General features: G+C 32.6%; 12 protein-coding genes and 1 pseudogene. 12 read left to right on the top strand and 1 reads right to left on the bottom strand.

Going from position 1 to position 14,796, the window contains the following annotated elements; all coding sequences use genetic code 11:
* Window positions 1-69 precede the first annotated feature (69 nt).
* A pseudogene (locus J3D55_RS16145) lies at window positions 70-5,992 on the top strand (alpha-2-macroglobulin family protein).
* A gap of 51 nt (window positions 5,993-6,043) precedes the next feature.
* On the opposite strand, the gene J3D55_RS16140 reads toward J3D55_RS16145, so the two are convergent.
* Window positions 6,044-7,402 (bottom strand): hypothetical protein, encoded by a 1,359-nt coding sequence (locus J3D55_RS16140; protein WP_259132522.1) that lies wholly within the window; start codon window positions 7,400-7,402, stop codon window positions 6,044-6,046.
* Between the two features lie 219 nt (window positions 7,403-7,621).
* On the opposite strand from J3D55_RS16140, the gene J3D55_RS16135 reads away from it, so the two are divergent.
* The 11 genes from J3D55_RS16135 to J3D55_RS16085 all read left to right on the top strand — a co-directional run bounded on the left by J3D55_RS16135 (window position 7,622) and on the right by J3D55_RS16085 (window position 14,734).
* Window positions 7,622-8,107: an ecotin family protein gene (locus J3D55_RS16135; protein ID WP_259132521.1), complete on the top strand. Its 486-nt coding sequence runs from the start codon at window positions 7,622-7,624 to the stop codon at window positions 8,105-8,107.
* A gap of 71 nt (window positions 8,108-8,178) precedes the next feature.
* The gene (locus tag J3D55_RS16130; protein ID WP_259132520.1) at window positions 8,179-9,825 is read left to right on the top strand and encodes a hypothetical protein; all 1,647 of its coding nucleotides are present in this window, start codon (window positions 8,179-8,181) and stop codon (window positions 9,823-9,825) included.
* 86 nt (window positions 9,826-9,911) lie between these two features.
* The gene (locus J3D55_RS16125) at window positions 9,912-10,367 is read left to right on the top strand and encodes a DUF1569 domain-containing protein (protein WP_259132519.1); all 456 of its coding nucleotides are present in this window, start codon (window positions 9,912-9,914) and stop codon (window positions 10,365-10,367) included.
* 4 nt (window positions 10,368-10,371) lie between these two features.
* Complete coding sequence (locus tag J3D55_RS16120; RefSeq protein ID WP_259132518.1) at window positions 10,372-10,899, top strand: hypothetical protein; 528 nt, start codon at window positions 10,372-10,374, stop codon at window positions 10,897-10,899.
* A gap of 46 nt (window positions 10,900-10,945) precedes the next feature.
* Window positions 10,946-11,416, top strand: coding sequence for a hypothetical protein (locus tag J3D55_RS16115; RefSeq protein ID WP_259132517.1), 471 nt, complete (start codon window positions 10,946-10,948; stop codon window positions 11,414-11,416).
* 2 nt (window positions 11,417-11,418) lie between these two features.
* Window positions 11,419-11,823, top strand: a complete 405-nt coding sequence (locus J3D55_RS16110; protein WP_259132516.1) for a hypothetical protein — start codon at window positions 11,419-11,421, stop codon at window positions 11,821-11,823.
* On the top strand, window positions 11,820-12,191 hold the full coding sequence (locus J3D55_RS16105) for a VOC family protein (RefSeq protein ID WP_259132515.1): 372 nt from the start codon (window positions 11,820-11,822) through the stop codon (window positions 12,189-12,191). Before J3D55_RS16110 ends, J3D55_RS16105 begins: the two co-directional genes overlap by 4 nt.
* Before the next feature lie 135 nt (window positions 12,192-12,326).
* Complete coding sequence (locus J3D55_RS16100; protein ID WP_259132514.1) at window positions 12,327-12,734, top strand: SRPBCC family protein; 408 nt, start codon at window positions 12,327-12,329, stop codon at window positions 12,732-12,734.
* Window positions 12,735-12,921: 187 nt separating this feature from the next.
* A complete protein-coding gene (locus J3D55_RS16095; protein WP_259132513.1) occupies window positions 12,922-13,371 on the top strand; it encodes a VOC family protein in 450 nt (149 codons plus the stop codon).
* A gap of 155 nt (window positions 13,372-13,526) precedes the next feature.
* A complete protein-coding gene (locus tag J3D55_RS16090) occupies window positions 13,527-13,922 on the top strand; it encodes a DUF1398 domain-containing protein (RefSeq protein WP_259132512.1) in 396 nt (131 codons plus the stop codon).
* 137 nt (window positions 13,923-14,059) lie between these two features.
* The gene (locus J3D55_RS16085; RefSeq protein ID WP_259132511.1) at window positions 14,060-14,734 is read left to right on the top strand and encodes a DUF2490 domain-containing protein; all 675 of its coding nucleotides are present in this window, start codon (window positions 14,060-14,062) and stop codon (window positions 14,732-14,734) included.
* The last annotated feature ends 62 nt before the right edge of the window (window positions 14,735-14,796 follow it).

Raw genomic sequence — 14,796 nt, 5'->3', positions numbered from 1 at the left:
GTAAAGTTGGCTGTCTATAACGGATTTTTTCAGTATTTTTAAGGAATTCATTTATCAAAAATAACATATATGAAAAGATTTACCAAGATTTTTGTGCTTTTGCTTCTCCTGCTGAATTTTTCGGTGGTTTTTGCTCAAAAATATTATGATGAGCAATGGAAGAAAGTAGCTGCAAATTCGCAAAAGGGTACTTTTAAATCTAATCTTCCCATCATTTTAGACATACAAAAGCAAGCGATGAAAGACAATAATATTTTACAGCTTATTCAGTCTTTAAAGGCGGAATTCAGTATTGTGAATCAAACCAGAGACGATGATAAAAACAATTCTGTCAGTCAGTTTTTTAAAAAATTACAGAATGCTGAAAAACAATTGAAAGGAGAAGATAAGATTGTATATGATGTTTTGCTGAATGGTTTTTTTCTGGATTATTACGGAGAGAATTCGTGGAAAATCAATAGGAGAACGAATATCAATTCACAGGATATTTCACAGATTGAAACTTGGAGCAAGCTTGATTTTAAAAATTATTTAAATAAAAACTACCAAGATCTCGATCAGCAAAAGGCAGAAATGAAAAAGATTTCTTTGAAAAAATATGAAAATGCTTTTTCAAATAGCGAATATATTTCTTATTTCCCGACTTTGATGGATTGGTATTCAACAAAGAAAATCACTTTTCTTAGTTATAATGATCTTTTTACTAAAAATGAACTTGATGAAAACCATACCAAGATCAATACAATTTATGATGAATTAATTGCTCAGAATAATGGGAATTCCAAGTTATATTTCATGGATAAAAAATTGCAGGATAACTGTAGTTTTAATCAATGCAAAGATAAATTGCAACAGCTTCAGAACCTCCTGAAATCTGAAACGGAAGGAGATTATAAAGTGATGATTATGGATGAGGTTGCAGAAGAATTACTATCTAAAAATAAGGAAAAAGAAGCGCTTGAACTTGTAAATCAGGCAAAAAAACAATATCCGAAATCTCCTTTTATTGAGAATATTAAAAATAAGGAACATCAAATTCTTAATTCGTCTTTAAGTATAAAATACGAACAGCAAACGCAAAGCAATCTGCCGATTCATTTTGTGGCAGAATATAAAAACGTTTCTGCTTTTTCAATCAATATTTATGAAGTAAAAGAGGATTTAACGTCATTATTACAATATGCCCAAAATTCTTACGGAAATACGTTTAGTAAGATTAAAAAAAATCTGGTAAAAAAAGAAACTTACACGGTAAATGATCCTAAAGATTATAAAACGCACAAAACATCTTTGGAAATACAATCTCTTCCGGCGGGAATTTATCTTGCGGAATATACGGTTGCGGGGATCAGTGAAAAAGACAGTGATGCTGAAAAAGATTTTTACTTTTTGGTTTCAGGCAGCAAAATTATTTATCAGACAAAAACAGATAGAAATCAATTATTAAATGAATTAAAATTAGTTAACAGTGAAAACGGAAAACCTGTAACTAATGAAAATCTTGCATTTTATGAGTTTGTTGCCAATAAAACGTTGAGTAAAGTAGAAGGAAAGACAAATGATAACGGAGTTTTCAAATTTCCGGCAACTGAAAATAAAGAATATTACAGAACTTTCCTGATCCGACAGCCAAAAACGAATGATTTCCAGATCATGCAGGTGTACGGAGATCGAGGTGCTAATTATTATAACCCAAACAAAGAAACCACTAGTAAAAGTCAGATTTTTACGGACAGAGCGATCTATAGACCGGGTCAAACTGTTTATTTTAAAGTGATTAATACGCAAAGAAATAACGAAATTGAATCTGTTATTTCAGGATTAAAACAAAAGATCACTTTAACGGATACAAACAGTCAGGAAGTTTCTTCCCAAACGTTTACAACCAATGAATTTGGCTCTTATCACGGAAGTTTTATCCTTCCAAAAGGGAAGCTTAATGGAAATTTTTATTTAAGAACCGATGGAAATGATGGGTATAAAAATATCAGTGTTGAGGAATATAAAAGACCAAAATTTGAGGTGACTTTTGATCCTGTAAAAGAAGAATACAAATACGGACAAACGATCGAACTGAAAGGAAAAGCGATGATGTTTTCGGGTGTTGCTTTGAGTAATACGACGGTAAATTATGAAATCAAAAAGCATAATATCCGATGGAGGTATTTTAGTTGGTATCCACAAAATGACGACAACGAAAACTCGATTCTGGGAGAAGCAAAAACCAATGGAAAAGGAGAATTTACGATTAAACTTGATCTGAAAAAAGATGAAAAATTAGAAGGAATTCAAATTGATAATTATGAAATTAATGCTTCTGTGACAGACATTAATGGTGAAACTCAGACTGCAGATACAGACCTGAAAGTAGCTTCAGTTTCTCATTACATCAACGCTGATAAAATAAAAAATACTTTCTCCGATGAAAATGTAAAAGTAAAAGTTGAAACGAAAAATTACAACGAACAGGCTCTAAAAAAATCTTATCAGGTAAAATTATCAAAGCTTGAATCTCCAGACAGGATTTTTAGAATTAATTTCAAATCGGAAGTTCAGGATCTGCCGAAATTCTCAAAAGAAGAATTCATAAGTAAATTTCCACACGATTTTTATGATAAAAATGACGAAATTAAAAACTGGAAATCAACAGTCGTTTTTGAAAAAACACAACAAGCAACAACAAACGATCAACAACTATCAACCAACCTTGATTTAGGAAAATTAGAAGCAGGAGATTATCAGCTTGAATTGTATAATATTGAAGGCAAAGACACGATAAAAACTTCTCAAAACTTCAGTGTTTGGAATAAAAATTCTTTGAAACCCAATCAGAAAACCTTTCTTACGGTTTTAGACTCTAAAAAGGAATTTACGAGAGGAGAAAAGGCTGTATTTACTATCTATTCTGCCATTCCGGATGCTTTATTGAATATTTTTGTTCAGGACGGATCAGGAAAAACGGTTTCTGAAGTTCGTCAGTTTAAAAACGGAATCGTAGAATACACGACAGATATTCCGAAAGATAAAAATGTACAGACTTTGAATCTGCAGTTTCAAGTGGTGGCATTTAATGATATTCAGACAGAATCTCTCAACCTTGCGATAAAAGATTCTGAACAGCCTTTAAAAATTGAAACCATTACTTTCAGAGATAAAATTCAGCCGAATTCAAAAGAAAAATGGTCTGTAAAAGTCTTAGGAAACGAGAAAGAGAAAATGAATGCAGAAGTTTTAGCGAATATGTATGATATGTCGCTGGATAAATTTGCCGTCAATACATTTAACTGGTACAGCTTGTATGTTCCGACTTCCATTGTAACCTCTTACGACATCAGACATTATCTTCTTCAGAAATCTTATCAGAAAAGATTAGCTTATTTACCGGGAGATTATGTAGAAGCTCCTGATTTTAATTGGTTTAGTAGTAGAGATGCTATATACGCTTTACAAGGCAGAGTAGCAGGAGTATCGATACAGAATTTTTCTGCTCCAGCTCCGATGGCAGCAGCAAAAGCAGAAGCGTCGTCAAGAATGAAGATGCAATCTATGAGAGTTAGCGATGAAGCAATTGATATTATAAACTCAGGAAGGCAATTAACGGAACAAGAGAAAAAAGAATTGACGGATATTGATTATGATGGAGTATTAGATAAAGATGATAAACCTTTGGATAACGTTCCTGTTCGTCAGAATTTAAACGAAACCGCTTTTTTCTATCCCGATTTAAAAACCGATTCCGAAGGAAACGTAAGCTTCGAATTCACGTCTCCGGAAGCATTGACAAAATGGAAATTAATGTTCTTAGCTCACACAAAAGACGCAAGAGCAGCGACATTGGAAAAAGAAGTAGTGACGCAGAAAGAATTCTCGGTAACTCCCAATTATCCTAGATTTTTGAGAGAAGGTGACGAATTAAACCTTCAATCTAAATTATCAAACTTAACGAGCAAAAAACTAAGCGGTTCTGCGAGTTTACAGATTTTAGATGCTTTCACGAATGAAGATATTTCGTCTCATTTTGGTTTGAATTCAAGCATTCAGAATTTTGAGTTGAATGAAAACGGAAACTCAGCGTTGACATGGAAAATAAAAGTTCCGAATAATGTTTCTTCGATTATTTTAAAAGTCGTTGCAAAAGCCGGTCAATATTCCGATGGCGAACAAAAAGCGGTGGCGGTTTTACCCAACAGAATGTTGGTGACGGATGCGGTTTCCGGTTTTCGTGAAAGAAGGGGAAACCAAAACGTTTGAAATAGAAAATCTTAAAAATGCAAATTCCACAACGATTTCAAATGTTTCAAATACATTGGAACTGACGACGAATCCGATTTGGGAAATCATGTTTGCGCTTCCAAGTCTTAAAAATGATCAGAATAATTCTGCGGATGTGATCTTTAATAAATGGTTTGCCGATGTTTTAGCTTCAGAAATTTTTAAAGCTAATCCAAAGCTAAAAACTGTTTTCGAAGAATATCAAAATAAAGGATTATTAAACTCAAATCTTGAAAAGAATCAAGAGCTGAAACAATTGCTGTTAGAAGAAACGCCGTGGGTTTTGGAAAGCAAAAATGAAGGAGAGCAAATGCAGAAAATTTCGCTTTTATTTGATACCAATACGATGAAAAACTCGATCAATCAGGATTGGGATGATTTCAAAAAACTTCAAAATCCGGATGGTGGTTTTTCCTGGTATTCCGGTTATCCGAGTTCGTATTCGACATCGCTTTATATCCTTAAAAATTTAGGAAAAATCAATTCCTGGTTGAAAGATAATGTGAAAGATTATCAAGATTCAGAACAAAATGAATTGGTTAAAAAACTGGTTCAATATCTAGATAATGAGATCAATAAACATTACGATATTAAAGAAAAAAATATCTGGACAAACTGGACGCTGGATTATCTTGACACCCGAAATTATTGGGAAAAACAATATCCGTTAAAAGGAAAAGGAGCAGCATTAAAATCATTAGTAAAACAGAAATCAAAAACGGCAAAAATCACCGATTTTACTTTCTTTGGATTGCATCGTGCCGCTTTATTGATGAACGGTTACGGCTTGAAAGATACTTCAGATAAGTTGATGAATTATTTAAAAGAAACATCAGTCGATTCAAAAACTCAGGGCATTTACTGGAAACAAAATCTTGATGATTGGGGTTGGTTCAGTTCAAAAGTGGTGAATCATGCAGGAGCTTTGGAAGCTTTTAACAAGTTAAAACCAAACGATCAGAAATTCATCGAAGACATGAAAATCTGGCTGATTACGCAAAAAGAAGTCAATTCTTGGGGAAGTTCCAGAGGAACTTCGGAAGTGATTTTTACGATTTTAAATTCAGGAAAATCTTGGACGAGCGCTGAAAGTGATAAAGCAACCATCATTTGGGGCGGAAAAGAACTGCAGTCTCAAACTCAGGCAACAGGTTATGTGAAATCTACTGTGAAAACGGATGTTTTAGATAAAAGTTTAGCAACCGTTACCGTAACAAAACCCGGTGCAGGAATTGTTCAGGGTGGATTATTCTGGCAATATTATGAAGATTTGGATAAAATAAAGTCTTCTGAGAATTACATATCCATAACGAAAGAATTGTACAAAAAAATCAAAACCGTAAACGGAGAAGAATTGCAGAAAATCTCTCCCGAAACTCCATTAAAAGTGGGTGATAAAGTAACGGTAAGAATGATTTTAAATACAGATCGCCCGATGGAATTTATTCACATCAAAGACATGAGAGCAGCAGGATTTGAGCCTGTAGATGTACTTTCCGGATATCAATGGAAAAACAGTTTGGGGTATTATCAATCGACAAAAGATGCGTCAACCAATTTCTACATCGAACAAATGCCGAAAGGAAAATATGTTTTTGAATACGATTATGTTGCCAATGCATCCGGAAAATTCTCTAATGGCATTACGACGATTCAGAATTACTATGCGCCACAGATGAATGGGCATACGAAAGGAACGAAAGTGGTGATTTCGGAATAAGTAATACACAAGGAATAAAAAAAGCTGCAGTAATTTTTACTGCAGCTTTTTTTATGATATCCAACTGGAAATTATCTTGACATTCCACCCTTTTTTCGTTCGCTTTATTTTATAAGTTTCACCACTGTAGGATCCGCTGGTTTGTAAAATATAGGTATCTTTTTCCGTGTCGCATTTAAAAAGGGGAGTGATGCTTTTTAAAATTATTTTAGACTGGTTTTGTTTTTTATACTGCTCATATTCTTTGGTGGTCAGGATAATGATGGTTTCGTTGGGTGGGTTTATCTGCTGAAGGTTTTTATCATCCGTCACGATCATTTGTACAGTGTTGAAAACGTCTCCCATTTGAGGGAAATCAACTTCGGTATCTTTTATTTGTTGTTGAAGGTTTTCCTTTGATGTTACTTTCGGATTGCTTACATCAATATCGAATTCCTCAAAAAAAGCTTTCCCTTTAAATTCATAATTCCCATACATAATCCCCTCGTATAGAGTTGTAAATTCATTAGTATCGCTCTTAAACCGGGGATTGGTATCTTTTGAATCGGGAATGCCATCTTCATCTGTATCAGCGGAATTAGGATTGAGGAATAGTTTTTTCTCCGTGATATCATTTGTTCCATCATGATCACTGTCTTTCAGAATTTCGTTAATATCCATGATGACCAGTGCATTATCTCTCACCACTTCATATTCCGGCGGGAGAGGATGTCCCATAGGATCTGTCATTCTTACAATATCCGATTCTACTTGTAGGTGATGATCATCTTTCCAAAGTGGAAGTTTTGAATTTTCTTTAAATATATAATTGTTTTTTTCCGAAAGTCCTGTGTAATTATAACTCCAGTTTTTACCGGAATCTTCAGAATAAGCCAGCCAATAACCTGCAGCAAACGTAAGCATTTCATCATATTTGAAATCGTAATATAAAATTGCCCATTTATTTTTATTCTGTTCGCTCTTTATCACTTTAATTTTGCTTAAAGGACCGATTAATTTTGCGGCTTCAATACCTCTGATGGAATCTTCAATTTTCATGTACTTTTCGAATCCATCCATATATGAAGTCTCGTCCTTTTTCTTCTTATCCTTTTTCCTTTTTTTATCAGCATCATTATTTTCAGGCTCAGAAATATTCATGAGATAACGGTAAGGAGCCATCTTTATCTCTATAGAATCTACAATATCAGATCTTTTTGAAGGATCATACAGGAAATCAGTTTTTATAAAACTAAACGGCGGTTTTATGGCAGAATCTTTTGAAATCGGTTGAAATGTATAGGTTTTCCACTTCTCCTGATTCTTCTGATCATATTTTTCAAGTTCTGTGCATTTGCAGGCATTTTTCTGTGCATAAAAAAGGTTTAGCGGTACAGCAAAGAGAAGTAATAAGAAAAGTTTTTTATTCATGGTCATTTTTATTCGGTTATTGAAATAATAATTTATGCTATAAACGGATGTTCAAAATTAATATTTTTCAGTGTTGATTAAATTTTGATGTAAATTTTTAATTGATCTCAGTTCGGATAAAAATCTCATACATCTTTTTAAATATTAGGATCACAAAGTTTTTTTTTATTGGAATGATTTTTGGCTTTAAGGAACTTGTAAATTAAAAATACAAAAAATATGAAATTTTCAAAAACAATTATTGCAGGGTTGATGATGTTTGTAGGAGTAAATGCTTTCGCTCAAAAGAAAGCCAAAAAGTTTGAGAAATTACAGATTGAAATGTTCCCAAAAGCGAAGGAAGGGTATAAGCAAGTATACATTCAGCTTCCTATTGCAAAAAATGAAAGTGATTTAAAAGTAGAATTCTTTGCAGGTATAGAAAAAATGCTGGATTGTAATAAACATTTTTTGATTGGAAAAGTGAATAACCAGGATCTTAAAGGTTGGGGTTATAGTTATTATGAAGTAGAATCTAAAGGCGAAACAGGAGGAACACTGATGGCTTGTCTGGATCCGAAACTGACGGAAAAGTTTGTTTCACTTCAGCCAGAAACGGTAAGATATAATAGTAAATTACCATTGGTTTTCTACATTCCGAAAGATATGGAAATTCAGTACAGAATTTTAAAACCGGGTAAAATGAAGAAAGCGATTGAAAGATAATTTTAATAATAACTAAAGCCACCTTATTTTTATAAAGTGGCTTTTTTTTATCTTTGAAACAAAGAATATTAATGTATAGAATATTGGATTTAGAAAATCAGTTTTCGAGACAGAAAATAAATAAAGCTAAAAAACTAGCTGTAAGAGAATTAGAAGAAGAAAAAAAGAATCATTTTGTTTGTTTTGTAGATGAAGAAAATGAATCTTATGATGTTCGAATTGTATTGAATACGAAACTCGAAATTGCAGAATCTTCATGTGATTGCGCAAGCAAAGATTTTTGTTTGCATCTTTTGGCAATGGGACTTTTTATTTCGGAAAATAAGACAGGAGCAACAACTTTAAAGAAAACAACGAAGAAGAAAATTTCTGAAGCCGAAGTGGCTATGGAAAATCTCAATTCCGAAGAATTGAAAACCTGGCTTTTAGATTTTTTCAAGAAAAATAAAGAAGCCGAAGTTCAGTTTATGTTGGAATTTGGAGAAAAGAAAAAGGATTTTTCAAATGAAGAGATTTCAGAGATCATAAAAAATACGACCCACTCTGTCGTTGGAAAGAAAAAAAATCTTACAGCACAAGATGTTAAAAAAATAGTCGATCTTCTTACAAAAGCTTTAGAACCCCTAGAGCAGTTTCTTTTTCAGAATAATGACAAGCAGGAAAGTATTGAGAAATTTCTGTTTCTAAATGAAGAAATAGCAAATTATCAAATGAATGTTTTCTCTTCCAGTAAAAGATTTGATACGTTTCAGGAGAAACTCAGAGAAAAATTTGTTGGTTATCTCAATTCTATGAAAGATTTTGAACAATGGAAAGAAATAGCAACCGAAAACTGGAATATTTTTCTGAAAAAGGATGACTATATGTCATTTCATTTCTATTATTTTATTAAAGAAATGTATCATTCTGGTGATAGCCAACAAAAAATCTATATTGCAGAGATCGTAAGGAAGGAAATTCTGGTTTGGATAAAAAGTAAGTTTGAATTAAGAACTTCGCTTAAAGAAGATTTGTTGGAAATTATTGCTGAAAATAATTTTTTTGTCGAGCTTCAAAAATACTTTCCTATAGAGCGTTATGAAAATTCTTATAATCTAAAAGTAATCGGAGAAATCTTAAAAATTGATCAGGATAAAGCAGAAAAAATTTGTAAAAAAATTATTGATTCTAATGTCAATGATAAATATAATGTTCCTTACTATGATATTCTCGAAAAGATGTATCAGGAAAGAAACAGTCTGGAAGATGTGGCTTATATCAAAAGAAAGAAATTTTGGGAAGATCCGTCCATTGAAAACTATATTTTTATTGCAGAAAATGATACAGATATTGAAGAGCTTAAGAAATTTAGAAACCAAGTTTTGTCACTCTTAAAAGGTTCTTTTTATAACTATCCGGAAAATATGGATCTTTATTTTGCTATTCTGGATTATGAAAAAAATTACAAAAAGATGTTGGATGTTATCGATCACAATACTTCAACTTCCATCATTAATCAATATGCAGAAAAGCTTTTTACACTTAATAAACAAAAATTTTTGAATTCAATTAACTCAAGAAAAGCATGGAATGGTTCTGAGGAAGATGAAAAGATTCTTGCAGATTTTTTGGTTTCAAAATATGATGCAGCTCAGCTACAAGAAATATTTTCTAAAAAGTTTTTTGGTTTTGGAGCAGAAAGGTTTTCTAAGATGGTAATGGATAAAATTAAAAATTAGGATAAAGATTGAGGATTTACTTATAGATCAAAAAGTAAACATTAACAAAAAACTAATATATTTGTTTTTTAACAATTAATTAAACTATGGAAAACGTTTTTGATGCAAAAGATGCTCAGAATTACATTGATAGGATAAATAATCTTACACCGGAAACGAAAGGTTTGTGGGGAAAAATGATGGTTGATCAAATGTTGGCGCATTGTAATGTGTCTTACGAAATGGTTTACGAGCAGGAAAAACACAAAAAACCGGGGGCAATTGCAAAATTTATTTTAAAATCTTTTGTAAAACCTAAAGTGGTAGGTGAGAAATCTTATACACAAAACGGACCTACTGCACCTCAGTTTATCGTTTCAGAAAGAAAGGATTTTGAAGAGGAAAAAAAGAGACTTATTGGGTTTATCCAAAAAACACAACAGTTGGGAACGGCAGCTTTTGACGGAAAAGAATCTTTTTCTTTCGGACAACTGAAATCTCAGGAATGGAATAATATGTTTGCAAAACATTTAAATCATCATTTGGCACAATTCGGAGTATAATTTGATGAAAAAAATTCTATTATTTTTAGTTTTTGCGTATTCGTTTTCTTTTGGACAGACGAAGGAATTTCCATTGAAAAATGAGGATTTCAGTGAAATTGTTTTAAATAAGCAAATGTATTTTGAAGGAATTATTTTAAAAGATTCGGTCTTTAAATTAAAGTTAGGGAATATTGTGAAAAACCCTGAAAAGCCCAATGTTTATTTGGTTTCCGGATCTTCAGATGTTGACGGAAGTCAAGCGGAATTTTTAGGAGAAATGATTTTTAATGAAAAATATGATGTAAAAGGAGAAGCGGATCAAATGCTTCTTTTTGGTGATTTTTATTTCATTGAAAAGAAATCGGGAGAACATTCGGGAACTTTTAAAGGTAAGTTTAGAATTCAAGCCAATAAAGATTTAAAAATTGTGCAAAAATTTTCAACAATTACTTTCAAAGGAAAATGGAAAAACTATTCGGGAAATCTTGATTTTGATGTTTGGTGGGCAAACTTTACACCAACCGATATTTCTAAAGTGATATTTAAATAAACCTGTTTAGAGTAAAACATAAACAAGTTCAAAACCCAAAAACAAAATGAAAAAACTTTTATTATTCCTTATTCTCATTTCAAATTTTGCCTTCGCGCAAATGCCGAATATTTCAAATGTTTGGCTGAATAACAGCAAAGCTTACACAGGAACGATCGGAAATAAAAATCAGGAAATTAAACTGAAGATCAATATTTCTGAACAAAATAAGAAAAACGATCAGGAATATTTCGTTTCCGGTTATACCTTAGTTGATAAAAATTATTCCAAATTCGAAGGAAATTTTACCATTACCAAATACAGAGACGCCAAGAAAAAAGGGGTTGTTTTTGGCGAATATGAATTGGCGGAAGAAAATAAAGGAAAACATTCCGGCATTTTGAAAGGCAAATTCATTTATACTTTTAAATGGGACAAAAAAAATGAAAAAGTAGAAGCTCAATACATCGAATTAATCGGTGACTGGAAAAGCTACGACGGAACGTTGGATTTTAAAACCAGAATTAAAAATCAATAACCATGATAAGAAGAATTTTAGCTGTAATAGGCGGAATACTTGTAGGATCAATCGGAGTTTGGCTGATGGAAAGATTGGGGCATTCTCTGTATCCGTTTCCGGCAGGTTTGAGACCCGATGATCTGGAAGGTTTTAAGCAGTATGTTGAAAATTTACCATTCATGGGGAAATTTATAGTGATCCTCGGTTACGCTTTGGGAGCTTTGCTTTCAGGTTTTGTTGCGACGAAAATTGCTAATAATGGCAAACCAACTGCTGCAATAAGCTGTGGAGCTATTTTTACTGTTTTCACCATCTACAATTTGATTATGTTACCAACTCCGATTTGGTTCTGGGTTCTCGGAATCGCGGTTTGGGGATTGGTTTTGGTAGGATATAAATTAGCATTAAATAAAACTAGAATATGAAATTAGGTGCATTTTCAATCAGCTTAAGTGTAAAAGATCTTCAGAAGTCTAAAGATTTTTATGAGAAATTAGGTTTCAGTCAGATGGCGGGAAATACGGAGCATAATTATTTGATCATGAAAAACGGCGATCACATTATCGGTCTTTTTCAGGCGATGTTTGATGGAAATATGCTGACTTTCAATCCGGGATGGGATCAGGATGCACAGAATCTTGAAGATTTTGATGACGTTCGTGAAATTCAGAAAAAATTAAAAGAACAGGGATTAACATTAGAGAAAGATACCGACGAAACAACTTCCGGTCCGGCTCATATTTATCTGAAAGATCCCGATGGAAATATGATTTTGATAGATCAGCACAGATAATTTAAAAAATTAGATTGTTAAATTGAAATAGATAAGACTAAATCTAACAGGTTTTTAAAACTTGTTAGGTTTGAATACATTTCTATCAAATACTCAAAACTTATATCGGTTTAACACTACTAAAAAAATATAAATATGAAAATATTAAAGTGGATCATCATTGTTTTGGCATCGATTTTAATTCTTTGGATGGTTGTCGCATTTTTCATCTCGGGAGACTGCAAATACGAAAAATCGATTACAATTAATGCTCCTGTAGAAAAGGTCTGGGAAAATACCAACACTCTGAAAGCAATGGATCAATGGAGTCCGTGGAATGATCTTGATCCGAATATGAAAAAAGACTGGACTGGAACAACAGGACAACCGGGAGAAAAAGTTTGCTGGAAAAGTGCAAAAAAAGAAGCAGGAGAAGGTTGTCAGGAAGTGAAAAAAGTAGATGCAGCTAATAAAAGAATTGATACCGAAATTGTTTTTTTAACACCTTATAAAAGTGAAGCTAAAGCTTATGTAACCGTAGTTTCCGGAAGGAAACGGAAGTAAAGCAACTTGGGGATTCACATCAACGATTCCTTATCCTTTTACCATTATGAAACTGTTTATGGACATGGAAGGTGCAATCGGAAAAGATTATCAGAAAGGACTTTCAAGGTTGAAAGATCTGTCTGAAAAGCAATAAATTGTAAACAGATTAAGACTAAATTATACTAACTAAAAAAGAAACACAGTTATGGCATCAGTAAACGTTTATTTAACATTTAACGGAAATTGCAGAGAAGCATTTGATTTTTACAAATCGGTTTTCGGCGGAGAATATCCTTACATCGGAACTTTCGGGGAAATGCCTCCAATGGAAGGTAAAGAAACTCCTGAAGAAGACAAAGACAAAATCATGCACGTTTCTCTTCCTATTTCTAAAGAAACCGTTTTAATGGGCAGCGATACAGGCGGAGAATGGTCTACTCATTACAAAGAAGGAAATAATTTCTCAATCTCAATCAATGCAGAATCTAAAGAAGAAGCGGATAAATTATTCAACGGACTTTCTGACGGCGGACAAGTTACGATGCCGATGGCAGATACTTTCTGGGGAGCTTATTTCGGGATGTTTACAGATAAATTCGCAATCAACTGGATGGTAAACTACGACGATCCTGCGAAAATGCAACAGCATCCGTAAGAATACTATTTTGAATTCGAAATATAGTTAAAACCAACCGGCAGATTACTGTCGGTTTTTTATTTATGATATATTTACATCCTAAAAATTTCTAAATTTGAAATTAGAGAGCAGATTTGAAATTATTAAAAACCAAACTAAATACCAATACAAAAATGAAATTCACAATTGAAGAAATCAAAGCAGAGCATCAGAAAGTAAAAAGTGGTGCAGATTTTCCAAAGTATATTCAAGCGATAAAAAATCTGGGAGTTTCGCATTACACTGCGTATGTAAAAGATGGAAATACAGAATATTTTGATGCAGAAAACCAATCAGCCCACACTGGAAATAAATACGAGACTTTATCTATTTCGGAAAATTTAAATCTCGATAATTTTAAAACAAGATTAAAACTCCATCAGCAAGGCGGAACAGATTATCCAACTTTTTGTAAAGACTGCGCAGAAAATGGAGTAGAAGGCTGGAAAATGGATTTAAATAAAATGACCTGTACTTATTTTGATGCAGCAGGAAATGATATTTTAATAGAGCAAATTCCGTCATTGTAAACAGAAACTTTAAATGAAAATTTGAACAAAAAATAAAACTTTCATAAAAAATATTTTTTGCTTATTATTGATAATTCAAATTGAGTTTTATTAATTCAATAGATAGAAATGATAAATATAGGTTTAAAAATAAAATTATGAAGATTTTAAAGTCGTTGGCTTTGGTTATTTTTTCTTTAACGGCAACATTTTCGTTTGCACAGAAAAATGATCTCGGAGCTTGGTATATGTATTTTGGGAACAATAAAATTAGCAAAAAATTAAACTTACACAACGAAATTCAATACAGAAACTTTGATGGAATCGGAGATCTGGAGCAGCTTTTAATTCGTACCGGAATTGGATATGATCTTACCGAAAACAACAATAATATTTTGTTGGGATATGGTTTCATTCTGAGCCGACCTTATGTAAACGGTGAAAAAACCGAGAATATAGAGCACAGAATTTTCCAGCAATATATTACAAAACAAAAGTTCGGACGTTTTAATATTCAGCATCGTTACCGATTGGAAGAGCGTTTTCTGCAGGATGATTTTAGGATGAGGTTCAGATATCTTTTAGGATTTAATATTCCGATCACGAATAAAGAAATGTTGCCAAAAACTCTCTATGCTTCGGCTTATAACGAAATATTTCTGCATCTTGACAGTCCTGTTTTCGACAGAAACAGAGTCTATGGAGCTTTGGGATACGTAATTAATAAAAATATGAGAATTGAAGCGGGTTACATGAATCAGATTCAGGAAAATAAGAATCGTGGACAAATTCAGATTGGTTTTTATAACAATATTCCGTTTACAAAAGATTAAAAATGAAGATTTTAAAAACTAATGTATTCTTATTTAGAGTTTAATAATGATCTTAAAAATAT

Origin of the sequence: Chryseobacterium ginsenosidimutans, assembly GCF_024807225.1 — a bacterium.
GTDB lineage: Bacteria > Bacteroidota > Bacteroidia > Flavobacteriales > Weeksellaceae > Chryseobacterium > Chryseobacterium ginsenosidimutans.
Note: the sequence above shows the minus strand (reverse complement) of the source record. Positions and strands in the feature narration are given on the sequence as shown.